Consider the following 25,001-nt stretch of genomic DNA (forward strand, 5'->3'; position numbering starts at 1 on the left):
CCTATTCACGCAGTGCGCAGCGGCAGGGACGGCATACCCAAACTGACCTTGGGACGCGTCCCATCAGAGCCTGTCGCTGAGGGTACCCCGCAGGAATCCGCTTGCGCAAGATCCCAGGCGTCACCGGCTCGGGAGCGGCGCAATCCGTAGGCAGTTGCATTCGCTGGGTCAGCTACCAGGTGGAACGCAGCGGCAGATGTGATCGTGACGGTGACAAGATCACCGGGGCGCGGAGTTTCTCCACCGTCGGGGACACTGAAATGCACCAGCCGTTGATCGTGGGTTCGGCCGGAGAGTCTATTTGTCTGTGCGGCCTTGCGCCCTGATCCTGCAGTGACCATAACCTCAACTTCGCGGCCCACCTGCTTGGCGTTTTCCTCCATGGAAATTCTGTCCTGCAGGGCTGTAAGGCGCAAGAATCGTTCCTGCACTACTTCTTTGGGCAGTTGGTCGGGTAAATCCGCGGCCGGCGTCCCAGGACGTTTGGAGTACTGGTAGGTGAAGGCAGTAGCAAAACGTGCCTTTTCAACAACGTCAAGAGTGGCCTGAAAATCTTCTTCACTTTCGCCAGGAAATCCCACGATGATGTCAGTTGAGATAGCGGCATGTGGTATTTGCTCACGAACTTTGTCAAGTATTCCCAAGAATTTACTTGACCGGTAGGACCGACGCATGTCCTTGAGCACCTTATCCGAGCCCGATTGCAGTGGCATGTGTAGCTGGGGCATGACGTTGGGTGTCTCTGCCATGGCGGCAATGACATCGTCAGTAAAAGCTGCGGGGTGTGGGCTTGTGAAGCGGACGCGTTCAAGGCCCTTGATCCCGCCGCAGGCCCGCAACAATTTACCAAAAGCAAGCCGGTCACCAAACTCGACACCATAGGAGTTCACGTTCTGACCCAACAGCGTCACCTCGATGGCGCCGTCGTCCACCAAAGCCTGGATTTCGGCAAGGATTTCGCCGGGACGCCTGTCCCTTTCTTTACCTCGCAGTGAGGGCACAATGCAGAACGTACACGTGTTGTTGCAGCCCACTGAGATACTGACCCATCCTGAGTACACAGCGTCGCGGCGGGTGGGAAGTGTCGATGGGAACACTTCCAATGACTCGAGAATCTCCATTTGCGCGTCGGCGTTGTGCCTGGCACGCTCCAGCAGCACAGGCAGTGCACCGACGTTGTGAGTTCCAAAGACAACGTCAACCCATGGTGCACGCTTTTGGATCGTGTCGCGGTCCTTTTGCGCCAAGCAACCACCAACGGCGATCTGCATACCGGGGTTGAGTTCCTTGATGTGGGCCAGCATGCCCAGGTTGCCATAGAGCTTGTTGTCCGCATTCTCACGCACAGCGCACGTGTTAAAGACAACCACGTCAGGAACGGCGTCACCGTTGGCATCAAGAACCCGGGCGGGGCCGGCTTCCTCAACGGCCACCATGCCCGCTGTCTCCAGCAATCCAGCCATCCTTTCGGAGTCATGGACGTTCATCTGGCAACCATAGGTCCGCACTTGGTACGTGCGGGGGTTTGTTTGCAGGATGGCTGTGTTGCTGGTTCTGGTTGGGCTTGCGGACGAATCAACGCTGTCTTGGATCAGGCTCACCACCCAAGCTTAAGACCTTCGGGGACGTATCCGCTAAACCGGGAGCGTATTGGAGCTACCCAGTGCGCTTGAGCCAGCGCCTGGGCGTGTCTAACAGGGCGTGTCTAACAGGGCGTGTCTAACAGGGCGTGTCTAACAGGCCCGCGGCTCCAGTGAGTCAGTACCAGCCCACGGACTGCGAATGGCCCCAAGCACCACAGGGTGAACCATAGCGGTTTTTGATGTAGCCCAAGCCCCAGTTGACCTGGGTGCGGTAGTTCGTCAGCCAGTCGGCACCTGCTGTGCCGTATTTCCCCGGTGGCAAAGCTTGGGCGATGCCATAAGCCCCGCTATATGGGTTGGTTGCATTGGTTCGCCAATTGGATTCGCGTTCCCACAATTGGGCTAAGCACTGGAACTGGTCCTGCGCCCACCCATATCCACCCAGCTGGGCAGCAGCATACGCTTGCGCACCGGCAGGGTTGTTAACTGCCCCGCCAGGGATGTTCGGAAGCAGCACCTCAACCGGGATGAAGCCGCCGTTTGGATTTGGATCGGCGGGCGGTGGTGGTGCAACCGGGCCGGGGTTGGGTACCGGATTTCCTGGAAGTGGATTTGGGGCAGGATTGTGGGGTGCCGGGTTGCGGGGTGGGGGGTGCTGCTTTTGAGTCTCGGCACGGCGGGCGGCTTCCTCTGCGGCAGCCTGGCGTTTGGCAGCTTGCGCCTGATTGTAGGCTGCCAGAGCCACTTGCCCCTGCCGGAATTCTTGCTCCTTGGCCACGGAGGTGTTGTTTAGCGAGGCCAATTGCGCCACAAGCGTGCCGCTCTGGGCTTTTTTACTCTCGAGTTGTTCGGTTACTGCTTTCTGTGCAGCAACGGCGGAGTCCCTAGCGCCTAAAGCCGCGGAGGTGAGTCGTTGTTGTGCCAACTCTGCGCTTTTGCGAGTCTTCTCTAAAGAGGCGGCGGTTGCCAGGGCTGCATTGGCCCGCGCTTGTTTGATGGCTGCGCGTTCACCTACTTGATGGAGCATGTCGGCACCGTTGAGGCTGTCAGGGGACTCCAAAACTGAGATTGTGGCAAACAAGCCCAGGCCGGCCCCACCGCTTTTGTAGCTTTGCACTGCAACAGCAACAGCTTCTTTTTTGAACTTAGAGGCTTGTTCGGCTGCACGAGCAGTCTGCGCGTTCAGTAGAGACACCTCAGCCGTGGCCGCATCGAGCTTGCCTTGGGTGAGAGCAAAATCCGCCCCGGCTTGGACAGCTGCATCGCCCAACTCCCCGGACTTTTGGTCCAGAGAGTCAAGTATTAAAGATACTTTAGAAACTTCATTGGCTGTTGCTGCGGCGTCGCCTTTCGCCTGCTGTACATCAGCCCAACTGGGGAAGCCCGCAGGGGGTGCATCCTCAGCCTGGGCTGGGACTGCTGTCATAGTGCCGACGAGAAAAAAACCGACCGCAATGGGGACGGCAAACAATCGATGAAGTTTAGGCAGGCGGTTACTCATATGTGGTTAGCATAGCCGCTTCCAGGAAGCGGCCGTTGACATTGCATTCTCTGGCCACCGTTAGCTCTCCTCCAGGTGCTCGTCAATGACTTCGCCGACTAGTTGGAAAGCCAAGGAAGGGTTGTAACCCTTCCTTGCCAACATGGCCACCCAGCGGCGGGTGTACTTATCGCGTTCTTCCCGGTCGGCCAGTGCCATTGAGCCACGGACTCTACGACGGATAAGTTCTTTGCCCTGGCCCCGCTCTGTGTCATCATCAATCTGCTCCAGCGCCTCCAACGCCAGTTCAGGGTCAATGCCCTTCTCCGCCAGTTCTCGTTGCAAGGCACCCCGAGCCAACGACTTGTGCATAGATCTGCTGCGTACCCACATCTGGGCAAATTCACTGTCGTCGATCAGTTTTACAGCCACAAATCGATCAAGCACGGCTTCGGCCACATCCTCCGGGATATCCCGTTCGGCGAGTTTTTGGCTGAGCTGGAACCTGCTCTTGGCCGAATGAGTTAATTGGCGCAGAACTATGGCTCTGGCCGCGGATGCCGGGTTGGCACCCGGGTCCAGTTTGCGTTCCGGTCGTGCGTTGCTCATGGACGCGCCTAGAAGCCCTCGACTGTTTTGAGTTTCGGTTCAGCTTCGGGTTCACTTTCGGTCAGGACACCTACACCCAATTTTGCCTTGATGAGCCGTTCAAGCTCATCTGCAAGCTCGGGATTATCCTTCAAGAAACGCCTGGAGTTTTCCATGCCCTGCCCCAACTGGTCACCGTCGTAGGTGTACCAGGAACCGGATTTGCGGATAATTCCGTGCTCAACACCCATGTCAATGATTCCGCCTTCACGCGAGATGCCCACACCATAGATGATGTCGAACTCGGCGATCTTGAACGGTGGAGCCATCTTGTTTTTGACAACTTTGGCTTTGGTGCGGTTACCGACGGCATCCGCACCTTCCTTCAAAGTTTGGATCCGGCGAACGTCGATGCGGATTGACGCATAGAACTTCAGCGCTTTTCCACCTGTTGTGGTTTCTGGGCTACCAAAGAAGACACCAATTTTTTCACGCAGCTGGTTAATGAAGATCGCAGTGGTTTTGGTTTGGCTCAGACGTCCGGTGATCTTACGTAACGCCTGGCTCATCAGTCGGGCTTGGAGACCCACATGGCTATCGCCCATGTCGCCTTCGATTTCGGCACGGGGCACCAGAGCCGCAACGGAGTCAATGACAATGACATCCAGCGAGCCTGACCCGATCAGCATGTCCATGATCTCCAGCGCCTGCTCACCGGTGTCAGGCTGAGAAACCAGCAATGCATCAACATCCACGCCCAGCTTTCCGGCGTAGTCGGGATCGAGCGCGTGTTCGGCATCAATGAAGGCAGCAATGCCTCCAAGCTTCTGTGCACTAGCCACTGCGTGCAGAGCCAGCGTGGTTTTACCAGAGGACTCTGGTCCGTAGATTTCTACAACACGCCCACGTGGCAGTCCGCCAATCCCCAGCGCCACATCCAAAGCGATCGACCCGGTAGGGATCACCTCAATGGGCGCGCGGATATCGTCACCCAAGCGCATGATTGAGCCTTTGCCATATTGCTTGTCAATCTGAGCCAGTGCTGCTGCCAGCGCTTTTTCACGGTCTGCGGGAGCGGCCATGATTCACCTCGGTCTTTCTTTTGCGCCGTTTCCGGCCCTGTGCCGCTGCGCTAGTGGCGCAACGCACGGTTAGTGGTTTGATGCATTGCTGATGCACGCTAATGTTCTTCACCGATTTTCCGGCTCCCGCTAACTACACGGGCCTGCAATTTCTACTTCTACCTAAAACGCTAGTTCAAGGGTCTGACATTGTCTGTGGCTACCGAACCTCAACTGCGAAATTGTGGAGAACTTTATGGTTCACACAGCACAGCACACTGTATATTGTACTTTCGATCGAATAGATATTCGAACATTTCAGTCTATCTGCACGGCGTGTCGGAACTGCATGCTGCACGCTGCACAGTCTGACCCTTGCTCCCCTTAGTTCTTGGGGGCAATGTCCCGGCCCAACCACCGCTCTTGCGGGACATCCTGAGTTTTGCAGACCTCAAGCCATATCTCTTTAGGCTCAAAGCCAGCACGAAGGGCCTCACTTGCGGTATTCCCGCCCACACCACTGAGCACCAGGTCTCGGGCCAGTACCCGGGAATAGGAGGGGCTAAATTCGTCATCCATCAATCGCCAAAATTCACTTACTCGCACTCCACCATTCTCGCATGCCCGTCGTCTTGATAATCGCGTTGATAAAATCCATAGTCAGTTGTTTTCGAGACCTCGAATGTCCCCCCGATATCTCCTGGCACCCTTCCGCAGGCAGCTGAGATCGTGGGACACCTTGCAGCATTGGAAGAAATTATGCTCAATGGACGCGGAGGATGGAGGTGCCCAACTCATTGAGCTCAGTGCTGTTGCGGTTTTGAGCGAGAAAACAGACGCCGCTTTTATCCTCCCGACGTTCACAAAACCTGCACAGTTATAGATAAGCGGCACGCCACATCGGGTTTCTCGAGGTGCTGCATCGATGTCGCTGGGTCCGTACTGGCAGCCGTCCCTGATAGTGGCCATGATTCCTTGACCCGGACGGACAGAGGAACAGCCTCAGCACAAACCTCATAGACGAAAAAACTGGACCTCTCCCGAAGGATAAGGTCCAGTCTAGTTTTGGGGGTTGTCCTTGGTCACAGGCCAGCCGGGATCAGAAAGCGTTGGACATTAAGCCCTTGCTTAGTTCATCGGAGAGTTCCTCATTCAAGTCCCTGCCATAGCGGGCAGCGAATTCTTGGGGAACAGTGTCCGGGACAGCCACGCCTTCGGCGATGGCCAAACGATCGCTTACTTCGCGAAGCATAAGCGAGAGAGGCACTTCAAGTGCGGAACAAATTGAGGCCAACAGTTCTGAGGAGGCTTCTTTTTGTCCGCGCTCCACTTCACTTAGATAACCCAGTGAGACACGTGCATTGTGCGAAACTTCGCGGAGGGTGCGGCCTTGACGTTGACGCACATCTCGAAGAACATCACCAATCTCGTGGCGTAATACCACCATTTTGCGCTCCTTCTGCTGATGCGGTTTTTCGTCTGTCAAACCCACATCCCGCCAGCGCACTACGCCGTTTACGGATACGGGTTGTTTCACCATCGGTATCGCCTTACTCCTAGATCAGTTAACACACTTCATTGAATAGCACCTTCCGAAAGTTACCGGACGGTACTTAGAGACGCTTCGTGTTCCTATCCTAAAGGGGAAGGAACCATTTTGCGTTCACTATGACTAACTATCTAGTCACAACTTTTGTTCCCCGGCAGCTTTAATGACTTGTTCAAGCAGTGAAATGGCTTCCTGGGTGGCTTGTAAACGGATCATTTCCCTGTCACCACCAAAATGATACTCATAGGATTGTGCCTCGCCGTCGAGGGCGACACCTATATAAACATGGCCAACTTCCTTGCCCTGATGCGGTTCCGGACCGGCAACACCAGTGGTTGAGATGCCCACTCGGGAACTAGCTGCTGCACAGGCTCCCAACGCCATGGCGCAGGCAACCTCGGCGTCCACTGCCCCCCGGCTTTCCAATAATTCGCAGGAAACTCCCAGCAAACGTTCCTTGAGCACGTTCTGGTAAGCAATGACACCGCCTTGAAACATCCCTGAAGCACCCGGAACCTGAATGAGAGTTGCCGCCACCATCCCCCCAGTAAGCGACTCCGCGGTAGCAACAGTGATATCTGCCGCCACAGCTGAAGCGATCAGCGCAGCCAAACCCGTCTCAGTCAACATCCGCTACCCCTGCTCTTTGTAGTCATTGGTGCTTGCGCGCTCCGCACTGTCAGGCCCTGCACTCTCAAGCCCGGCACTAATGCGACCAGACCTACGCAGCTGCCACGCTTTCAACACGTAATCCACTCCTGTGACCACTGTGACGGCAAGGGCCGCCAGCATGAGAACCAAAGCAAGAATTGAGAGCCAGGAATGTGCCGGAGTCACAGGCAGGAGGTAAACGAAGATCGCCAAAGTTTGCATGACGGTTTTGAGCTTGCCGCCCTTTGACGCCGCCATCACCCCGTAACGGATCACCACGAAGCGCAGTAGGGTAATGCCCAGCTCGCGAACAAGCATCACAATGGTGACCCACCACCACAGCTCCCCTACAACTGAAAGCATGACAAGCGCGGAACCAATGAGAAGTTTGTCGGCAATAGGATCCGCAATCTTCCCGAAGTTTGTGACAAGTCCACGCGCCCGGGCGATATCGCCGTCGAGCTTGTCTGTGTAAATAGCAACCACAAACAACGCTGCCGCCAACCACCGCAGTTGCCCGTAGGCACCCCCGTCCGCCACGAAGGCCCAGATGAAAAATGGCACCAACACGATGCGCAAAAGCGTCAACGCGTTGGGTAGGTTCCAGTTCGAAGGGCGTGGCGCCACCGTTTCACTCACTGTGCAAGGCTATCGGCAAATAGGACGGCAGGACGATTTTTGCATCGTCTGGCCAACTTTAATGTCCTGACAAACGCTAATGTCCTGTCAATGACCATGCGTCCTCGCCACCCTCTTCATCGTCACCTGTTACATCTGCGCCATCGTTGTAGTCAACCACTTGGGTCCGGTTGGCCAGGTCATCCGCAACAAGATCGCCTCCCCAACCATGGTTGGCATTGGCGTTATCGGCAAGTGCGGCAATCTTGGGGTCAACGCCAGGGGCGCCTGATCCTTCGGACGAAGGATCGCTGCCTGAGACTGCCGGGGTGGCTCCGTCACCGCGAATGGCGGCGAGGGTTTCGGCAAGATCATCCGGCTTGACGAGTACATCGCGTGCCTTGGATCCCTCAGAGGGACCCACTACCCCGCGGGACTCCAACAAGTCCATGAGCCGGCCGGCCTTGGCGAACCCAACACGCAGCTTTCGCTGCAGCATCGATGTTGAGCCGAACTGTGTAGTCACCACCAGTTCAGTTGCCTGCAGCAGCACGTCCATGTCATCACCGATGTCATCTTCGATGATTTTCTTGGGCGCCTCGGTAGCAACATCATCGCGATAAGTGGCTTTCAGCTGACCCTTGACATGGTCAACGACGCTCTTGATTTCAGCTTCTGTGACCCATGCACCCTGCACACGGACAGGCTTGGATTTGCCCATAGGAAGGAACAGGGCGTCACCTTGGCCTAGAAGTTTCTCTGCACCGGGCTGATCAAGGACAACTCGAGAGTCAGTGACGGATGAGGTGGCAAATGCCATCCGCGAAGGTACGTTGGCTTTGATCAAACCTGTCACAACGTCCACTGAGGGACGCTGTGTGGCAAGAACCAGGTGGATACCGGCGGCACGTGCAAGCTGGGTGATGCGAACAATGGAATCTTCCACATCGCGCGGAGCAACCATCATCAAATCCGCGAGCTCATCGACTATCACCAAGAGGTACGGGTATGGCTTAATAACGCGTTTTGAATCAACCGGCGGATGAACGCTGCCGGCTTTCACTGCCTTGTTGAACTCGTCAATGTGCTTGAAACCAAAATTCGCCAGGTCGTCGTAGCGGGTATCCATCTCACGTACTACCCACTGCAAGGCTTCGGCGGCTTTTTTAGGGTTGGTAATGATGGGGGTGATCAGGTGCGGGACGCCTTCATAGGCCGTCAATTCAACACGCTTGGGGTCAACCATCACCATCCGCACCTCATCTGGGGTGGCCCGCATCAGGATGGAAACAATCATGGAGTTCACAAACGATGACTTACCAGCACCGGTTGCACCGGCAACAAGAAGGTGCGGCATCTTGGCTAGGTTTGCCACGACAAAGCCGCCTTCAACGTCCTTGCCCACCCCCATAACCATTGGATGTTCGGTCCGCCTGGCGTTAGCCGAACGAAGCACGTCCCCTAGCACCACAATTTCCTTGTCGGCGTTAGGGATCTCGATGCCAATGGCGCTCTTTCCCGGGATGGGGCTCAGGATTCGTACATCCGATGACGCCACGGCATAGGAAATGTTCTTGCTCAACGCAGTGACACGCTCAACTTTTGTGCCCGGAGATAATTCAATTTCATACCGGGTAACTGTGGGCCCGCGGCTAAATCCTGTGACCTTGGCATCAACGTTGAATTGTTGCATTGTATCTGTCAGTGCCGCCACCACTGTGTCATTGGCTGCGGTGGCGTCCTTCCCTGGGGGCCCTGCCGGCAAAAGTTCAGAACCCGGCAGCGTGTAGGTGACGTCTCCGGAAAGTTGGAGTTGTTCCGAGCGGGCCGGGATGGGACTTGGGGCCGTTCTTGGCGGGGCCGCAATGGTGCGATCTACCACTGAGCCAACGCCGTCTGCGTTAGCTGCAGGGTTGCCTGCAGCATCCCTGGCCGCGTTTGCGGCAACAATACCGATCGCTTCGGTTACGGGCTCCGTGTTCTGCTGGCCGTCAAAAACTTCGCTGGTGGTGGGAAGTCCCTGCCTGGCCTTGATCTTATCCGCTGCCAACTCATCTCTGGTTGGCCGGCGCACCCCTGGCCGCAGTGAGGCATTGGCCGACGCCGGGGCCTGGTTTTCATCCTCGTCCGCGTCTATGAGAGGGGTATCGAATGCTTCAATACCCAGAACATCATCATTCTCAGCCTCACGGGCAGCCTTCTGTCGGGCCCGCAGTCCTCGCGGCTTCTTCGGCGGGTTGGCGCCGTCGTGGTTGTCCTGGTACAAGTAACTTTGATCGTGGCCAGTCCCGTCCACGTCATAATCCGACTCCGGTGCGCTACCCATGAGTTTCTCGTAGGCACCGCGCAAACGTGCCGGAATGTGGCGCACCGGTGTGTTGGTTAATACCAGCACACTGGCGAAGGCAACAACGGAGAAGAACACTACTGCGGTAACGGAACCCAATTTGGCCACGAGGCCTCCACTGAGTGCACCCACCATGCCACCGGCCGCACTGACACCAGCAAAACCATCAGCAATGTTGGGGTTGCCCGCGGCAACATGCGCCAAGGCGCAGCCAGCCAGTGTCAGGATACAAAAGCCTAGCGCCACCCGATTATTCGTGGACATGTCGGTTGGCTGCCTAAAAACTAAGACAGAAAAAATAAGGAACATTGGTGGCAGCAGCACGGCGAACCAGCCAAAGCTGCCCTGCACAACACCCTGCACTGCGTCGGCAACGTTTCCGGAAAGTCCCCACCACTCAAAAGTGGCAATAATGATGGCAAGTAAAATGAACAGCAGTCCCGAACCGTCACGACGTTCGTGGGCGGGCATGGCGCTTTTGTCGGTTCCCATGCGGCGGATGGCGCCTCCAATCAAGTGGCCCGTGCCCTGCCACAAGCCCACCACCATGCGCACTGGCCACACCAAACGCACCTCCGGCTCAGGAACGGGAGGTTTGCTGCGTGTTACCGGCGTCTTTGTGGTCTTTGCGGTGCGCGGTGAAGCGCCACCCTGCTGACCGGCGGACGAACGGGCGGGGGAAGAACGAGTCGCCATAGTCCAACGGTACCGCCCGCAGCGCGGGATCCTGCGGATTTGGCCAGCAAAGAACACGTGGTGGCAGGCACACACACCATCCGGAGCGGCTAAGCCTCCAGCACCACCGGGATGATCATTGGGCGTCGACGCAGCTTACGATTGACCCAGGTGCCAATCACCCGGCGTACAACCTGCTGGAGCTGGTGGGTTGTGTGATCGGTTGAAGCCATAACAGCTTCTTCAAGAGCTGCCGCAATTTTGGGTTTGATCTCATCAAAAACGGATTCATCTTCGGCAACACCGCGAGCATGAATATCTGGACCAGAGACGATCTTCCCGGTGGCCCGATTAACCACAGTGATGATGGAAATAAATCCCTCATCACCAAGTACGCGCCTGTCTTTGAGATCGGCATCGGTGATCTCGCCAACGCTGTGACCGTCAACGTAAACAAAACCACATTCCACCTGGCCCACAATCTTGGCCACGCCGTCTTTTAGATCGATAACAGAGCCGTCGTCGGTGAGCAGCACGTTTTCTGCCGGGACACCGGATGAGATAGCGATATTGGCGTTGGCGATGAGGTGCCTGGTTTCCCCATGCACTGGCATGACGTTCTTGGGCGTCAGGATGTTGTAGCAATACAACAGCTCCCCCGCAGCGGCATGACCTGACACATGAACCTTGGCAGTGCCCTTGTGGATGACGTCGGCGCCAAGCTTGAGCAGACCGTTAATAATCCGGAACACAGCGTTTTCATTGCCTGGGATCAGTGACGAGGCCAAAATGACTGTATCGCCCTTGCCCACTATGATTTTATGATCTCCGTTGGCCATGCGTGACAGTGCGGCCATGGGCTCACCCTGGGAACCTGTTGACATCAAAACAACTTTATTATCTGGAAGCTTATCTACGTTTTTCAGGTCAACAAGAACATCTGCCGGCACGTGCAAATAGCCCAGCTTGGCGGCAATGGCCATGTTTCTGACCATTGAACGCCCCACGAAGGCAACTTTGCGATCGTGCAATACTGCAGCGTTGAGCACTTGCTGCACGCGATGGACATGGGAAGAGAAGCTAGCGACAATGATGCGTTTGTCGGCTTTGCCGAACAGTCCCTCGAGCGTGGGCCCAATCTCTGCCTCACTGGTGGTGAAACCGGGCACATCGGCGTTGGTTGAGTCAACGAGGAACAAATCAACCCCCTCCTCCCCCAGCCGGGCGAAGTGGCGCAGGTCAGTAATGCGCCCATCAAGGGGCAGCTGGTCCATCTTGAAGTCGCCCGTGTGCAGCACAGTGCCACCGTCAGTACGAATGAACACAGCTAGCGCGTCAGGGATCGAGTGATTTACGGCAATGAACTCACACGCGAATGGGCCCAGCTGTTCGACTTGCTCCTCTTTGACAGTCAACGTCCACGGCTTGATGCGATGCTCAATTAGCTTGGCTTCGATGAATGCCAGTGTCAGTTGCGAGCCGATCAGGGGGATGTCTTGACGCAGACGCAAAAGGTACGGGACCGCGCCGATGTGGTCCTCGTGACCATGCGTAAGTACTACTCCAACAATGTCCTCTAAACGGTCCTTGATGTAGGAAAAGTCGGGTAGGATCACGTCCACACCGGGCTGGTCCTCTTCAGGGAACAGCACGCCGCAATCAACTATGAGCAGCTTGCCGCCCATTTCAAAGACTGTCATGTTGCGGCCAATCTCACCAATGCCGCCCAACGGAACTATGCGCAAAGTTCCCTTGTCCAGTGTGGGTGGTGTTCGCAGCCCGAGCTCGGTCATTTGGCTCATGCCTAGACTTCCATTCCAGCTTCGGCAAGGTCAGCCTTGATCAAGGCGATCTCCGCTTCGTCCGGCTCCACCAGGGGCAGCCGGACAATGGAGTTGGGCAGGAGTCCTTGCCACTTGAGAATTTGTTTGACGGCGACAGCCCCTTGCACGTGGCCCATGGTTGCCCTAATAACTGCATCAAGTTCAAAGTGAATACGGCGGGCCGTGGCAAAGTCTCCAGCCGTGGCGGCGTCAATCAGGGCACGGAACTTGCGGGGAGCAACATGGGCGCTGACACTGACAAGTCCGACGGCGCCAGCAGCCATCAGCGGCAGCGTCAGTCCGTCGTCGCCCGAGTAAACATCGAGATCGGTGTTCGCCAGGACCCGGCTTGTCGCGGTGAAATCTGCCTTGGCGTCCTTCAGCGCAGTGATGCGAGGGTGCGCGGCCAGCCGGATGATCGTCTCGGTGGTGATAGGCACCCCGGAACGTCCAGGGATGTCATAAATCATGACTGGAAGCTCGGTGGAATCAGCGATGGCTTCAAAGTGAGCCTGAATGCCGGCTTGGCTGGGCTTGTTGTAATACGGGGTCACAAGCAGCAACCCATCGATGTCCAGCTTGGCAGCACGGCGTGAGAGTTCGATCGAGTGGCGGGTGTCATTAGTTCCGGTGCCGGCGATGACCCGGGCACGGCCACCCACTGCATCGATGACAGCCTGAAACATACCCAGGTTTTCTTCATCAGTGAGGGTGGAGGTTTCACCGGTAGTGCCCGTGACCACTATGCCATCACAGCCGTCGTCAACAAGTTTGCTCGCCAACTCTCCGGCCACTTGGTAGTCCACTGCTCCAGCGGCAGTAAAAGGGGTAACCATGGCGGGCAACAAGGTACCGAAGGGACGTAGGGAGCGCTCAGAGACAGACATACCTAAAACGTTACCTGTAAGTTCACGATTTAGCGCAACGCAGCCCACAACTCTGGTTGTGGGCGGGTGATTTTGTCTCCTTTGTTCAGTTTGGCACCCTCAGAGTGAATCCAGGAACGGCAACCACTGTTCAAGTACGGGACCGGCAGGACCCAGCGTTGTGCCGTGGTTGCGCCCGGGAAGCTCCACGAACCGGGCATTGGCCATAAGCTCGCAGGCACTCTTTGAGTCTTTTAAACGGCCTGTGTCAGCACTGCCAGCCATCAAGAGCGTGGGTGTGGCAATGCCGGCCAACCGACTCTCCGGGATGGGCAAATCCCTCTCCGTCTGGGCAAAGTAGGCGCGCATCGCCGCTGCGTCGTTAGCAAGGAAAGCAGCCCGGGTCGCGGCGTCTAAGGCGCGTCCCAGATGTTCCTCCCAACCCTGCACAAAGGCGGGCATACCGCCTGAGCTGAGGGCGTCGTCGTACCCGGGGAAGAAAAGATCGCCAATGTTCCCCGGCTGGATGCGGTACGTGCCGCCAAGAGTAGTTAGCGAAAGCAGCCTTTCCGGGGCCTGGACTGCCAGCGAGAGCCCCATGCGTCCCCCCACTGAATACCCGCCAAAATGGGCTTGCGGGGCCTGGACAGCGTCAAGGACGGCCAGCACATCGGCCACCAAAGTGTCCATGGTGTAGTCACCCGCAGAGTCCGGCTTGCCGCTACGGCCGTGCCCTCGCAGGTCCATGGCGATGACCCGGAATTGTTTTTGAAACTCCTTGGTGTAGCCAAATCCACGCCAAATGGCCCTGCTCAGGGCGCTGCCATGGACCAGCAGGAGCGGCTCGCCCTGCCCAACCTCGTCATAGGAAAGTTCGACGCCGTCGTGCGGGTTCTGTGTGACTGCCATCTCTGCCTGCCCCTCTCCTGTGCTGGTGGTGACTGTGCTGGTCTTGACTTTACTGGTGGTGACTGTGCTGGTGGCGACTGTGCTGATCTTGACTGTGCTGGTGGCGACTAGAGATCGCTTCGGCAGCTGTGCGTCTCCACAGTTCGGGGTTTGCTGTATGGGGTTTAGCGCTTTGGGCGAAACAGTGCAATCGCGTCACGCATGGCTTTGCGGGCGCGTTTGCGGTCCCCCGCCGCGTCGTAAGCGCAGGAAAGCCTGAACCAGGAACGCCAGTCTTCGGGCTCAGCTTCCGCCTCGAGTTTGTATTTTTCAAACTCTTCATCTGCCGCACCGCGCACTATCCGGCCGCCCGGAGTTCGTGGCAAATTGTCCTCGGGCAGGCCACCTTCAGCCTCAAGAATTTTCGCCATCTGTTCGGTTTTTGCCCCAAACCTGACTTCGCTGATCAGCGCCCACCCCGCAACTAGCGGGATGACAAAGTAGGACACTCCCAACAGTTTGGCGATCCAGTCCGAGTCACCAATGAGCAGGACGGCTCGTTGCATCATGACGACCATGTAAAAAACCAGCAAAAGGCAGATGAGCGCTACCCAGATTTTGGTCTTAGTAATTTTCATCTTCGACACAGCAGTATTTGCCATGATCCTAACCTTCCAGATCCATGTAGCCGTCAAGACCCACGGTTAGGCCGGGCCGGCTGCTCACCGTTCGAACTCCGAGCAGAACGCCCGGCATAAACGATTCGTGGTTGAAGGAGTCATGGCGAATGGTTAGTGCCTCGCCCTGGCTGCCAAAGAGAACTTCCTGATGGGCCACCAAACCTGCGAGTCTGATGCTGTGCACGGGGATACCCTCAACACTGGCACCGCGGGCACCGTCCATTTCCGTTTGAGTGGCATCTGGGGCTTCGGGAATTCCTGCCGCTTTACGGGCTGCTGCAACAAGCCCAGCCGTGCGCAACGCCGTACCAGAGGGGGCATCAACTTTGCGGGGGTGGTGGAGTTCAATAATTTCAACGGAGTCAAAGTACCGTGCAGCTTGGGCGGCGAAGCGCGTTGCCAAAACCGATCCAAAAGCAAAGTTCGGGGCAATCAGCACGCCAGTCTGCGGGTGCCCAGAGAGCATTTTTTCAAGGGTTTTTAGCCGCGCAGCATCCCAACCGGTGGCGCCAACCACCGCATGGATGCCGTGTTGGAGAGCAAAGTGAACGTTCGCCTCGGTTGAGTCGGGAACGCTGAGGTCAACAACAACGTCGGCACCATTGTCAACGAGCAGCTCCAATGAGTCATGTCGCCCCAGCGACGCCACCAGCTCCATGTCCGGTGCCGCCTTGATTGCCGCAACGGCGGCAGTTCCCATTCGTCCCTTGGCACCGAGCACGGCAACCTTCAGCATTTCACTCATGGGTTTAAGCCTACTGGCTTTCCGGAGCCCACCCATTCAACGCTGCCATCAGTGAAGAATTGCTCCTTCCAAATGGGTACTTCTGCCTTGATCCGTTCCACCAGCTCCGAACACAACTCAAACGCCTCTGCCCGGTGGGAGGATGCTACGGCACAGACAAGGGCCGGTTCACCAATTTCCAGCGGCCCCACCCGGTGCGCAACCCAGATTCGCACAGGGTGCCCATCCGGGTCCTGTGAACTATCGCGCAGCGAGTCCACAACACCGTTGAGTACACCCGTGGCTAGTGGGTGCGCACTGTAGGCCAAACGCGCAACTTGTTTTCCGCCGTCGTGGTTGCGCACTACCCCACTGAATGTGACGACGGCACCGGCAGTTTCGGATTCCACTGCCGCGATCGCGGCGTCAACAGAGATGGGCTCTGCACTCAAACGTGCATAAATGACTTCGATGTTAGTGGCCATGGTGACCCGCCACTTGATCGCAAAGATGCTTGATGACGGGATCCAAAACCGCCAGACCGTCCATGACTCCAGAGGGAGAACCGGGCAAATTCACTATCAGGGTGTTTCCGGCTAGACCCGCATGCCCGCGGCTCAGCGCAGCCATAGGTGTTTTTGCCAAACCGGCTGCCCGCATCGCTTCCATCAGCCCCGGGATTTCCCTGTCAATCAATGGCAGCGTCATCTCCGGAGTTTGGTCATCGGGACTTAATCCGGTCCCGCCACTGGTGATGACGACGGCGGGTTGTTTCAGCAGAACTGCGCGCAGGGCCGAACCCACGGGCGCTCCATCAGGAACAACCAAGGATTCCATGGCGTCGAATCCGTGTTCGCGAAGCCAGTTGATGATGATGGGTCCTGTTGTATCCTCGTACACGCCCAGAGCTGCCCGCGTGGAGGCAATGATGACCCCGGCGCTACCCAATGAGGTTCCGGGTTCACAGGCACTCATGCTGTGCCGTCCGTGGTGCGCGAGGTTTGCGAATCCAGGACTACGTCAGTTTCTGCTGGGTGGGTGGACGATTCACTGACCCAGTCCCCGCTCTTGCCCCCACTTTTTGCCAGCACCTTGATCCCTGAGATCACTGCGTGTTTATCGACTGCCTTGATCATGTCGTACACGCTCAGTGCAGCCACCGAGACAGCTGTCAGTGCTTCCATCTCAACGCCTGTCACACCGCGGGTTTTTACAGTGGCTAACACTGTGACAGCGCTTTGGCCAAGATCAAAGTCAACTGTGACCTTTGAGATTGGCAGGGGGTGGCATAACGGTATGAGCTCGGAGGTTTTTTTAGCCCCCATGATGCCGGCAACACGGGCTACGGCCAGGGCGTCGCCCTTGGGCAGCCCTCCCTCACCCAGTAACCGCATCACTTCGGCGCTGGTGGACACCGTTCCCGTCGCGGTGGCTTCTCGGGTGGTAGTTGCCTTCGCAGAAACGTCCACCATGGCGGCAGTTCCGTCGCGGCGCAGATGGGTTAATGCGGGAGTCTCGGGGATAGTCACAACAGCCATACTTCCACCTTTGCACCAGCCTGCAATTCCGTGACACCCGCTGGGATGCTGATCAGCGCGTTCGCCTGCGCCAGGGCTCCCAATAGGTGAGAAGATTCCCCACCTATTTCTCGCACTGAGGGCGCCGATTCAAATTCTGGACCGGAGTAAATACCACGGCGGACCTGCTGTTTACCCACAGGCGAGATGATTGGGTGTTCCAGGGTAGCTACCACTCGTTGACGCGGCGCTGGAGCGCCAAGCAACATACCAAGAGCGGGGCGCAGGAACATTTCAAAGGATACAAAGGCGCTCACGGGGTTACCTGGAAAACCGATGAACGGAATGCCTCTGTAGGTTCCCAGCGCTTGTGGTCCTCCGGGCTGCAATGCGACGGAGACAAAGTCTACGGCAGCCTCGGAGCTAGGCTCACCCAGCGCCTGCCGGATAACTTCAAAGGCACCTGCGCTGATGCCACCGACCGAGATGATCAAATCACAGCAGGGGCCGGAAGCACCGTTGAGCAGCTGGTCTTCACCGACATAGCTATCCAACAGTCTCAACAGCGCCTCCGGGTCATCCCTCACCACGTGCGAACGGACCACTTCTACGCCGGCTTGAGTCAGGCTGGCTCTGAGCAATGACTCGTTAGCGTCAAAGATCATCCCCGGTGGCAGGCCCGCGCCTGCCATGGAATCTCCGGGGGCCAGGACCTCATCACCTGTTGTTAGTAGCAGCACACGAGGTTTAGCCCGCACTGCCAGCTCAGTGCATCCAAGAGCAGCCGCAAGACCCACGTGGGCTGCGTTGATAAGCGTTCCTCCAGCAATCACCACAGAGCCCCGTTGCACGTCGCTTCCTTGAGCACGAACAAATTTTCCAACTGTGGTTGCAGGCAGCTCAACATTCTCCCCGGGCGCACCAAAGTGTGCGGGCAGGGCAAGCTCAATGGGAACTACGGCGTTGGCGCCAAGGGGCATCATGGCACCGGTCATGATGGGAGCTGCCTGGCCAGCTGCCAGTCGCTGCGGGACGGCTCCTGCAGCAATGGTTTCAGCTACACCGTAAACGGTTGATTTATCCAAATCAATGTTTTCAGGTTGTTCTGCTTCTAGATAAATTGCATACCCGTCCATCTGTGAGTTTGCAAAAGGAGGCAGGTCCAGCGGCGCCACCAGATCGTTGGCCAGCACCCGGCCCAAGGCACTCTGCAGTGGGAGGGGCGTACCGCCGTCGCCCATTTTCAAGGTAACGCCGGCACCGACACCAGCTTCAGCAACAATGCCCCCAGCCCAGCTTCGCCGCAATAGCTGTTCAACTGCCTCAAGATGTTCAAGAACTGCTCTGCGCATGGCTTCCTTCCAATGGGCACCGGGCGGCGCGCACTTCACTAAGCGTAGGCGAACCATCCCTCAGCAGGCGGCACCGCTGCTTCTTTTGTTACGGTACAAATTAGCGGATCAACGAAAGGAACGATCGTTATTCCACCGTCCATGAGCTGGCTGTTTGACAGAGCAATTCTGGTGGGCATCCCACTGATGGCAGTAGTGGTTGCCGCACTCATAACCCCCGCATATTTAGCCCTCCGCGGCGACTGGCGGTCCTGGTGCGTGGCTCCACCGATCACCACTCGTAAATGGCGCAGGCCTACCACCTACTTCCCGTTCTCGCTGTTGCTCGCAGGCATCACAATCGTCACTGTGATGCCTTCCCTGGTGTTCGAGGCGTTGGGCTGGGAAGGGGCACGGCAGTTCGTTTGGAGTGTCCTGTTTTGGTTCCCTATGGCGGTGCTGATGCTCTCGATCGTGTGGTGGCCGCCATTTCTGGGACCCCGATGGTACAGGTGGTGGCGGGCAGCCGGTGGGAGTCGTGATATTTTGCCCTGGACTGCCAGTGAACTATCGGGCGCGACAGCTCTGCCGGAGGGACGCCGCAAGAAACGTTTGCTGCGCAATATAGAGGTTTCAAAGGCATTCGTCCAAAACGTTTTAGGATAGTTGCGCTGTCTGCCTCCAGCGGATTCCACCAGCGGATTCCTCCAGCGGCACGCCGGGAACCTGATAATGGCGTAGCGTTGAGGCATGGAGACCAAACGTGTAGGGCTGGGCATGCCGGAGATGCCACCTGGATCACCGGAGTCCAGTGCGCCACGCCCCGGCGGGACGGGAACATCTCTGGTGGACCAGTTCGGTCGAGTTGCAAGCGATATGCGCTTGTCACTGACCGACAAGTGCAATTTACGGTGCCATTACTGCATGCCTGAGGGCGGTTTGGAATGGTTGAAGAAGGATAAGTTGCTGACCGCGCCCGAGATAGTGCGGCTGGTGGGCTTGGGCGTTAACAACTTAGGTGTGCGCGAATTACGGCTCACGGGCGGGGAGCCGCTTGTGCGTGGCGACTTGGTTGAAATCATTGCTGGGATTCGCATCAATCACCCGGAACTACCCATCTCACTGACAACCAATGGTGTGGGCTTGGCGAAGAAAGCACAGGCCCTGGCCGACGCTGGGCTGACGCGCCTGAACGTTTCCATGGACACTTTGCACCACGACGCATTTCTCCAGCTGACACGTAGGCCTTTCCTAGACCAAGTGCTTGCCGGGATTGAAGCCGCGGATGCCGCTGGTCTAACACCCATTAAGATCAACGCGGTTTTATTGCGTGACATTAATGATGCTCATGCCGCCGAGTTGCTCCAGTGGAGCTTGGACCGGGGATATGAGCTGCGCTTCATTGAACAAATGCCGTTGGATGCCGACCACGGCTGGACCCGTGAGGGTATGATCACTGCCGCCGAGATGCGTGCACTATTGAGCAGTGACTTTGAGCTGACCCCGGATCCTCGGGCACGCGACGGCGCTCCCGCTGAACGCTTTGAGGTTCGTCATACCGGCTCCTCACAGCTATTGGGCACAGTGGGCATCATCGCCTCGGTGACCGAACCGTTCTGCACGGACTGCCGGCGAACCCGCATCACGGCCGAAGGAAAAGTCATGAGTTGTTTGTTCTCCCGGACCGAGGTAGACCTCCTTGACCTGCTGCGTGCAGGAACAACAACGGCCGACGACGACGCCGTGATCTCCCGCTGGCAGGACGCCATGTGGGCCAAACCTCGGGCGCACGGAATGGGCCATCCCGGTTTGGGTGATGCCGACTTCGTGCAGCCTGACCGCAGCATGAGCGCCATTGGAGGATGAGTATGCGAGTACGCTTTTTTGCCGCCGCTGCAGCCGCGACGGGTGTTGAAGAACAACGCGTGGACCTGCAAGCCTTGGCCGCGAGGCCACCGTTTACCTTAGCTGACTTATCGCAGCTGCTCGTGAACACTTTTCCGGTGTCAGCCTCAAGTCACGCTCCCCCGTTGGCGGAGGTTCTGACCCGCTGTAGCTTCCTGCTCAACGAGGTCTCTACCAGGGACCTGACAAGGGTGCTCTCACCTGGAGACGTGGTTGACGTGCTGCCACCCTTCGCCGGAGGCTAGCGCCCGCCTCTACTCCTGCGCACGGTAAGTCAGAAATGCTGCGCCACCGGCATGGTGGCGCAGCATTTCTGACTTACCGCGCGCACACCCCGAACGTCTCAGTTTCTTCAAACGGGCCAACCACAGTGATAGTGCGTGGGGAGGCGGCTAGTTCTTGAGCCAGCTCCTGAATCTGGACAGCCGTGACCTTGCGGATCCGATCTAGAGACTCATCAATGTCAAGGAACTTCCCGGTGACCAGCTCAGCCCGGCCAAGTCGTGACATGCGAGAGCCGCTGTCCTCAAGACCCAGCACGATTCCGCCGGCAAGTTGCCCCAGCGCCTTCGCCAGCTCTGACTCGCTGACTCCGTGTTCGGCCAATTTCTCCAATTCGGTTTCAAGCAAACCTATAACTTGACCAACTTTGCTTGGCGCACAACCTGCATACATGCCGAAGTACCCGGTATCCGCATAGGCAGAAGCAAAGGAATAGGTGGAATAAACCAGTCCGCGCTTTTCGCGGATCTCCTGGAATAAACGTGAGGACATGCCACCACCAAGGATGGAGTTCAGCACGCTCATGACATAGCGTCTGGGATCCGTGGCACGCAGTGACGGGCAGCCAAGAATGATGTTGGCCTGTTCAACCTGGCGTTTAATCACGTGCAAACCGGTCATTCCGCTAACATCGGCAGGCTCGCTGGAGCGTCTGTCAGCGGGAGCAACCCCGTCATCCAGTGACCAACCAGCCGTGCGCAGAGCCTGCAACACCTGCTCACACACCGCCTCATGGTCAAGTCCGCCGGCAGCGGTGATAACAAGCGTTTCCGGCCTGTAATGCTTTTGGTAGTGCGCCCATACTGACTCCCGGCCAACAGCCATAATGGCTTCGGGCGTGCCGCCAATGGGACGTCCCAACGCGTGTTCACCAAGCACGGCTGCAACAAAATTTTCGTGCGCAACGTCTGTGGGGTCATCGCTATCCATAGCGATTTCCTCCAAAATGACGTCGCGTTCCTGCTCCAGCTCGGCCGGATCAATCACGGCTGAGGTGACCATATCCGCAATCACGTCAATGGCCATGGGCAGGTCAGTGTCAAGCACACGTGCGTAGTAGCATGTGCTTTCTTTGGCCGTAGCTGCGTTGGATTCCCCTCCCACCTCGTCAAAGGCGGAAGCAATTTCCAACGCCGTGCGGCGTTTAGTTCCCTTGAACAACAAGTGTTCAAGGAAATGGGTTGAGCCGTGTTGGCCCTCGGATTCATCCCGAGAGCCAACACCAACCCAAAACCCGATTGTCGCACTGCGCTGTCCGGGCATGGACTCCGTAAGGACCCGCACTCCCCCGGGCAAAACCGAGCGGCGCACTACTGCACCACCGGCCTCGCCGGAGATGACTGTGGAACTCTCACTCGTGAGTGTCTCGGCAGCGCTTACTAGCGGCAAAAGGGTAATCGCCATGAATTACTGCGCAGCGCTTTCGGCTACTGCTTCATCGGCTGCGTTCTCATCTTCGGCAACTACCGGTGAGAGTGAGAGCTTGCCACGGTCATCGATCTTGGTGATTTCAACCTGGATCTTCTGGCCCACGGAAACTACGTCATCAACGTTATCCACGCGCTTGCCATTGGCCAGCTTACGTAGTTCGGAGATGTGCAGCAGACCATCTTTGCCCGGTGTGAGCGAAATGAACGCACCAAACGTAGTGGTCTTAACAACTGTGCCCAGGTAACGCTCGCCGATCTCAGGAACCTGAGGATTGGCGATGGCGTTAATCGCTGAACGAGCGGCGTCAGCTGACGGTCCGTTCGTTGCACCGATGTAAACCGTGCCGTCGTCTTCAATGGAGATGTCTGCGCCGGTGTCTTCCTGGATCTGGTTGATCATCTTGCCCTTCGGCCCAATGACCTCGCCGATCTTATCAACGGGGATCTTAACCGCGATGACGCGGGGCGCGAACTCGGAGAGCTCATCCGGTACGTCAATGGCACTGGTGAGGACGCTGAGGATGTGCAAACGAGCTTCGCGAGCCTGCTTTAGTGCGGCGGCCAAGACTGAGGCCGGGATACCGTCGAGCTTGGTGTCCAGCTGGATAGCCGTAACAAACTCGGAAGTACCTGCAACCTTGAAGTCCATGTCGCCGAATGCGTCTTCGGCACCAAGAATATCGGTCAGTGCCGCGTAGCGGGTCTGACCGTCAACCTGGTCGGAAACCAAGCCCATGGCAATACCTGCAACAGCAGCCTTCAACGGCACGCCCGCGTTCAACAGTGAGAGCGTTGATGCACACACCGAGCCCATGGACGTGGAACCGTTGGAGCTCAGTGCTTCTGAGACCTGGCGGATGGCGTACGGGAATTCTTCACGCGAGGGCAGAACAGGCATGATGGCCCGCTCGGCCAAGGCGCCGTGTCCGATCTCGCGGCGCTTGGGCGAGCCCACGCGGCCGGTTTCACCGGTTGAGTACGGCGGGAAGTTGTAGTTGTGCATGTAGCGCTTGCGCGTTACCGGGGACAGCGAGTCAATCTGCTGTTCCATCTTCAACATGTTCAGTGTGGTGACACCCAGGATCTGGGTCTCGCCGCGTTCGAAGATTGCTGAACCGTGAACACGGGGCAGAACCTCAACTTCAGCGGTGAGCTGGCGGATGTCCGTCAGCCCGCGGCCGTCGATGCGAACCTGCTCGGTGAGGATACGCTGGCGAATGACGTGCTTGGTCACGGCACGGAAAGCAGCTGAAAGCTCCTTCTCACGGCCGGCAAACTCGGTAGCCAATGCGGCAACGGTTTCATCCTTCAAAGCGTCAGAGGCGTTTTCGCGCTCCTGCTTGTCAGCGATGGTGAACACGGTGGCCAGCTTGCTTGCGGATGCCTTTTCAACGGCGTTGTAAACATCATCCTGGAAGTCCAGGAACACCGGGAACTCAACGGTGGGCTTGGCTGCGCGTGCGGCCAGATCTGCCTGAGCTTCACAAAGCGCCTTGATGAACGGCTTGGCAGCTTCAAGACCCTGGGAAACGATCTCTTCGGTGGGGGCCTGGTGGCCCTGTTCCTTGATGAGGTTCCAGGAGTTCTCGGTTGCTTCAGCTTCCACCATCATGATGGCGACGTCATCGCCGGCAACCTTACCGGCCACAACCATGTTGAACACGGCGTTTTCCAGCTCGGAGTGCTTCGGGAAAGCTACCCACTGTGGCCCCTGTCCATCGTCAACCAAGGCAACGCGTACGCCACCGATCGGGCCGGCAAACGGCAATCCGGAAAGCTGAGTTGACATGGAAGAAGCGTTGATAGCTACCACGTCGTACAAAACGTCGGGGTTGATTGCCAGCACTGTGACAACGACCTGAACTTCATTGCGCAGGCCCTTGACGAATGCCGGACGCAACGGGCGGTCCATCAAGCGGCAGGCCAGAATGGCCTCGGTTGAGGGACGGCCTTCGCGGCGGAAGAAGCTGCCCGGGATGCGGCCGGCGGCGTACATACGCTCTTCCACATCAACTGTCAGCGGGAAGAAGTCAAAGCCCTCACGCGGGTGCTTGCCAGCCGTTGTGGCTGAAAGCAGGACGGTGTCTTCGTCAATGTAGACCATGGCTGCGCCGGCGGCTTGCTGAGCAAGACGTCCGGTCTCAAAGCGGATAACTCGCTTGCCGTAGCGGCCATTGTCAATGACAGCCTCTGAATACTGAATCTCGGGACCCTCCATAAGAGAGTCACCTCCATTTCTTGGTAGATGTTCATAATGAACCCCCGCCAAGGAGCGGCACCGCGCATTCTTCCCAGGCGTGCCACCGGATCATGCTGTGGCTTTCTGTACAACACCCGGTCTTCGATCGAGGCCCACGGGCGTGAAGCGTGAATCGCTTCTTCCCGGAGGCCACTACCGAGGACCACGAGTGCGTGAATGCGTCGGTTGCGCCCTTGTAATGCAGGGGTACGTGCTGGCTGCACTAGGCGGCCTGCACAATTTTTTTGTGCTTTATCTGTTTCTTACACTGGGAAAGGCGGCCTTCCAACACCTAAGGACATTACATCCCGGCAGTAGGAAGGCCGCCTTAGTCACAGACTAGCGGCGCAGACCGAGGCGCTCGATGAGCGTACGGTAGCGGGCGATGTCGGTGTCCTTGAGGTACCCAAGCAGGCGACGACGGCGACCAACCAGGAGCATGAGCCCACGGCGGGTGTGGTGATCGTGCTTGTGCATCTTCAGGTGCTCGGTCAGGTCTGAGATGCGTCGTGTGAGCATCGCTACCTGAACCTCGGGCGAACCGGTGTCGCCTTCGCTGGTTGCGAAAGCCTGCATGATTTCTTGCTTTACAGCGGCGTCTAATGCCACAAGTAACTCCTTGAATGTGCCGTGAACATGATGAACTTCAACTCAGCAATTTCTTGCTGAGAATGAAGCGAAGCCAGCCACCACGGACTGCAGCCGGATTCCACTTTTGAGTTTAGTCCAAAATGAGCGTCGATGTCGAAGTGGGTGAGGAAGCA

Annotated in this window: 24 protein-coding genes; 3 read left to right on the forward strand and 21 right to left on the reverse strand. The window is 57.4% G+C overall.

Annotation, left to right across the window (positions count from 1 at the left end; genetic code table 11):
- Positions 1-5: 5 nt before the first annotated feature.
- The 18 genes from miaB to QMG40_RS11125 form a co-directional block, all read right to left on the reverse strand.
- A complete protein-coding gene (gene miaB / locus QMG40_RS11040) occupies positions 6-1,601 on the reverse strand; it encodes a tRNA (N6-isopentenyl adenosine(37)-C2)-methylthiotransferase MiaB (protein ID WP_459252991.1) in 1,596 nt (531 codons plus the stop codon).
- A gap of 157 nt (positions 1,602-1,758) precedes the next feature.
- A complete protein-coding gene (locus QMG40_RS11045; RefSeq protein WP_283531100.1) occupies positions 1,759-3,084 on the reverse strand; it encodes an aggregation-promoting factor C-terminal-like domain-containing protein in 1,326 nt (441 codons plus the stop codon).
- A 60-nt stretch (positions 3,085-3,144) separates the two neighbouring features.
- Positions 3,145-3,672, reverse strand: a complete 528-nt coding sequence (locus tag QMG40_RS11050; protein WP_283531101.1) for a regulatory protein RecX — start codon at positions 3,670-3,672, stop codon at positions 3,145-3,147.
- A gap of 8 nt (positions 3,673-3,680) precedes the next feature.
- A complete protein-coding gene (gene recA, locus QMG40_RS11055) occupies positions 3,681-4,733 on the reverse strand; it encodes a recombinase RecA (protein WP_283531102.1) in 1,053 nt (350 codons plus the stop codon).
- A 363-nt stretch (positions 4,734-5,096) separates the two neighbouring features.
- A complete protein-coding gene (locus tag QMG40_RS11060) occupies positions 5,097-5,318 on the reverse strand; it encodes a DUF3046 domain-containing protein (protein WP_283531103.1) in 222 nt (73 codons plus the stop codon).
- Positions 5,319-5,811: 493 nt separating this feature from the next.
- Complete coding sequence (locus QMG40_RS11065; RefSeq protein ID WP_283531104.1) at positions 5,812-6,252, reverse strand: helix-turn-helix domain-containing protein; 441 nt, start codon at positions 6,250-6,252, stop codon at positions 5,812-5,814.
- A 144-nt stretch (positions 6,253-6,396) separates the two neighbouring features.
- Positions 6,397-6,891, reverse strand: a complete 495-nt coding sequence (locus QMG40_RS11070; RefSeq protein WP_283531105.1) for a CinA family protein — start codon at positions 6,889-6,891, stop codon at positions 6,397-6,399.
- Positions 6,892-6,894: 3 nt separating this feature from the next.
- On the reverse strand, positions 6,895-7,551 hold the full coding sequence (gene pgsA / locus QMG40_RS11075; RefSeq protein WP_283531106.1) for a CDP-diacylglycerol--glycerol-3-phosphate 3-phosphatidyltransferase: 657 nt from the start codon (positions 7,549-7,551) through the stop codon (positions 6,895-6,897).
- Between the two features lie 76 nt (positions 7,552-7,627).
- The gene (locus QMG40_RS11080) at positions 7,628-10,573 is read right to left on the reverse strand and encodes an FtsK/SpoIIIE family DNA translocase (protein WP_283531107.1); all 2,946 of its coding nucleotides are present in this window, start codon (positions 10,571-10,573) and stop codon (positions 7,628-7,630) included.
- 89 nt (positions 10,574-10,662) lie between these two features.
- Positions 10,663-12,354 (reverse strand): ribonuclease J, encoded by a 1,692-nt coding sequence (locus QMG40_RS11085; RefSeq protein WP_283531108.1) that lies wholly within the window; start codon positions 12,352-12,354, stop codon positions 10,663-10,665.
- A 2-nt stretch (positions 12,355-12,356) separates the two neighbouring features.
- Positions 12,357-13,262 carry a 4-hydroxy-tetrahydrodipicolinate synthase gene (gene dapA, locus QMG40_RS11090; RefSeq protein WP_283531109.1) on the reverse strand — a complete coding sequence of 302 codons (906 nt, stop codon included), beginning with the start codon at positions 13,260-13,262 and terminating at the stop codon, positions 12,357-12,359.
- 99 nt (positions 13,263-13,361) lie between these two features.
- The gene (locus tag QMG40_RS11095) at positions 13,362-14,150 is read right to left on the reverse strand and encodes an alpha/beta fold hydrolase (RefSeq protein ID WP_283531110.1); all 789 of its coding nucleotides are present in this window, start codon (positions 14,148-14,150) and stop codon (positions 13,362-13,364) included.
- Positions 14,151-14,314: 164 nt separating this feature from the next.
- The gene (locus QMG40_RS11100; protein ID WP_283531111.1) at positions 14,315-14,791 is read right to left on the reverse strand and encodes a hypothetical protein; all 477 of its coding nucleotides are present in this window, start codon (positions 14,789-14,791) and stop codon (positions 14,315-14,317) included.
- 4 nt (positions 14,792-14,795) lie between these two features.
- On the reverse strand, positions 14,796-15,554 hold the full coding sequence (dapB, locus tag QMG40_RS11105; RefSeq protein ID WP_283531112.1) for a 4-hydroxy-tetrahydrodipicolinate reductase: 759 nt from the start codon (positions 15,552-15,554) through the stop codon (positions 14,796-14,798).
- Positions 15,551-16,018, reverse strand: a complete 468-nt coding sequence (locus tag QMG40_RS11110; protein WP_283531113.1) for a molybdenum cofactor biosynthesis protein MoaE — start codon at positions 16,016-16,018, stop codon at positions 15,551-15,553. The genes dapB and QMG40_RS11110 overlap by 4 nt, the downstream gene beginning before the upstream one ends.
- Positions 16,008-16,508: a MogA/MoaB family molybdenum cofactor biosynthesis protein gene (locus QMG40_RS11115; RefSeq protein WP_283531114.1), complete on the reverse strand. Its 501-nt coding sequence runs from the start codon at positions 16,506-16,508 to the stop codon at positions 16,008-16,010. Before QMG40_RS11115 ends, QMG40_RS11110 begins: the two co-directional genes overlap by 11 nt.
- Positions 16,505-17,071 carry a cyclic pyranopterin monophosphate synthase MoaC gene (gene moaC, locus QMG40_RS11120; protein WP_283531115.1) on the reverse strand — a complete coding sequence of 189 codons (567 nt, stop codon included), beginning with the start codon at positions 17,069-17,071 and terminating at the stop codon, positions 16,505-16,507. Before moaC ends, QMG40_RS11115 begins: the two co-directional genes overlap by 4 nt.
- Positions 17,059-18,402 (reverse strand): molybdopterin molybdotransferase MoeA, encoded by a 1,344-nt coding sequence (locus QMG40_RS11125; protein WP_283531116.1) that lies wholly within the window; start codon positions 18,400-18,402, stop codon positions 17,059-17,061. Before QMG40_RS11125 ends, moaC begins: the two co-directional genes overlap by 13 nt.
- A 141-nt stretch (positions 18,403-18,543) precedes the next feature.
- Here QMG40_RS11125 and QMG40_RS11130 point away from each other — a divergent pair, with 141 nt between their 5' ends.
- The 3 genes from QMG40_RS11130 (at position 18,544) to QMG40_RS11140 (ending at position 20,531) form a co-directional block, all read left to right on the forward strand.
- The gene (locus QMG40_RS11130; protein ID WP_283531117.1) at positions 18,544-19,047 is read left to right on the forward strand and encodes a hypothetical protein; all 504 of its coding nucleotides are present in this window, start codon (positions 18,544-18,546) and stop codon (positions 19,045-19,047) included.
- 84 nt (positions 19,048-19,131) lie between these two features.
- Positions 19,132-20,247 (forward strand): GTP 3',8-cyclase MoaA, encoded by a 1,116-nt coding sequence (gene moaA / locus QMG40_RS11135; RefSeq protein ID WP_459252992.1) that lies wholly within the window; start codon positions 19,132-19,134, stop codon positions 20,245-20,247.
- A gap of 2 nt (positions 20,248-20,249) precedes the next feature.
- Entirely contained in the window at positions 20,250-20,531 is a 282-nt protein-coding gene (locus QMG40_RS11140; protein ID WP_283531118.1) for a MoaD/ThiS family protein, read from the forward strand.
- 73 nt (positions 20,532-20,604) lie between these two features.
- On the opposite strand, the gene QMG40_RS11145 is transcribed toward QMG40_RS11140, so the two are convergent.
- The 3 genes from QMG40_RS11145 to rpsO all read right to left on the reverse strand — a co-directional run bounded on the left by QMG40_RS11145 (position 20,605) and on the right by rpsO (position 24,846).
- On the reverse strand, positions 20,605-21,972 hold the full coding sequence (locus QMG40_RS11145) for a M16 family metallopeptidase (protein WP_283531119.1): 1,368 nt from the start codon (positions 21,970-21,972) through the stop codon (positions 20,605-20,607).
- Positions 21,973-21,975: 3 nt separating this feature from the next.
- Positions 21,976-24,216: a polyribonucleotide nucleotidyltransferase gene (locus tag QMG40_RS11150; RefSeq protein WP_283531120.1), complete on the reverse strand. Its 2,241-nt coding sequence runs from the start codon at positions 24,214-24,216 to the stop codon at positions 21,976-21,978.
- A gap of 360 nt (positions 24,217-24,576) precedes the next feature.
- On the reverse strand, positions 24,577-24,846 hold the full coding sequence (gene rpsO, locus QMG40_RS11155) for a 30S ribosomal protein S15 (RefSeq protein ID WP_283531121.1): 270 nt from the start codon (positions 24,844-24,846) through the stop codon (positions 24,577-24,579).
- Positions 24,847-25,001: the final 155 nt, after the last annotated feature.

The organism is Arthrobacter antibioticus, from assembly GCF_030063205.1.
Classification (GTDB): Bacteria; Actinomycetota; Actinomycetes; order Actinomycetales; family Micrococcaceae; genus Specibacter.

Excerpts from the sequence above, each read along its gene's own strand:
- moaC (WP_283531115.1), bottom strand. The coding sequence starts at position 17,071 with ATGGCTGTTGTGACTATCCCCGAGACTCCCGCATTAACCCATCTGCGC.
- moaA (WP_459252992.1), top strand. The coding sequence starts at position 19,132 with ATGGAGACCAAACGTGTAGGGCTGGGCATGCCGGAGATGCCACCTGGA.
- QMG40_RS11100 (WP_283531111.1), bottom strand. The coding sequence starts at position 14,791 with ATGGCAAATACTGCTGTGTCGAAGATGAAAATTACTAAGACCAAAATC.
- QMG40_RS11125 (WP_283531116.1), bottom strand. The coding sequence starts at position 18,402 with ATGCGCAGAGCAGTTCTTGAACATCTTGAGGCAGTTGAACAGCTATTG.
- QMG40_RS11150 (WP_283531120.1), bottom strand. The coding sequence starts at position 24,216 with ATGGAGGGTCCCGAGATTCAGTATTCAGAGGCTGTCATTGACAATGGC.
- QMG40_RS11070 (WP_283531105.1), bottom strand. The coding sequence starts at position 6,891 with ATGTTGACTGAGACGGGTTTGGCTGCGCTGATCGCTTCAGCTGTGGCG.
- QMG40_RS11130 (WP_283531117.1), top strand. The coding sequence starts at position 18,544 with ATGAGCTGGCTGTTTGACAGAGCAATTCTGGTGGGCATCCCACTGATG.
- QMG40_RS11085 (WP_283531108.1), bottom strand. The coding sequence starts at position 12,354 with ATGAGCCAAATGACCGAGCTCGGGCTGCGAACACCACCCACACTGGAC.
- dapA (WP_283531109.1), bottom strand. The coding sequence starts at position 13,262 with ATGTCTGTCTCTGAGCGCTCCCTACGTCCCTTCGGTACCTTGTTGCCC.
- QMG40_RS11140 (WP_283531118.1), top strand. The coding sequence starts at position 20,250 with ATGCGAGTACGCTTTTTTGCCGCCGCTGCAGCCGCGACGGGTGTTGAA.
- QMG40_RS11145 (WP_283531119.1), bottom strand. The coding sequence starts at position 21,972 with ATGGCGATTACCCTTTTGCCGCTAGTAAGCGCTGCCGAGACACTCACG.
- QMG40_RS11115 (WP_283531114.1), bottom strand. The coding sequence starts at position 16,508 with ATGAGTGCCTGTGAACCCGGAACCTCATTGGGTAGCGCCGGGGTCATC.
- QMG40_RS11045 (WP_283531100.1), bottom strand. The coding sequence starts at position 3,084 with ATGAGTAACCGCCTGCCTAAACTTCATCGATTGTTTGCCGTCCCCATT.
- QMG40_RS11080 (WP_283531107.1), bottom strand. The coding sequence starts at position 10,573 with ATGGCGACTCGTTCTTCCCCCGCCCGTTCGTCCGCCGGTCAGCAGGGT.
- recA (WP_283531102.1), bottom strand. The coding sequence starts at position 4,733 with ATGGCCGCTCCCGCAGACCGTGAAAAAGCGCTGGCAGCAGCACTGGCT.
- QMG40_RS11050 (WP_283531101.1), bottom strand. The coding sequence starts at position 3,672 with ATGAGCAACGCACGACCGGAACGCAAACTGGACCCGGGTGCCAACCCG.
- dapB (WP_283531112.1), bottom strand. The coding sequence starts at position 15,554 with ATGAGTGAAATGCTGAAGGTTGCCGTGCTCGGTGCCAAGGGACGAATG.
- QMG40_RS11095 (WP_283531110.1), bottom strand. The coding sequence starts at position 14,150 with ATGGCAGTCACACAGAACCCGCACGACGGCGTCGAACTTTCCTATGAC.
- QMG40_RS11065 (WP_283531104.1), bottom strand. The coding sequence starts at position 6,252 with ATGGTGAAACAACCCGTATCCGTAAACGGCGTAGTGCGCTGGCGGGAT.
- QMG40_RS11110 (WP_283531113.1), bottom strand. The coding sequence starts at position 16,018 with ATGGCCACTAACATCGAAGTCATTTATGCACGTTTGAGTGCAGAGCCC.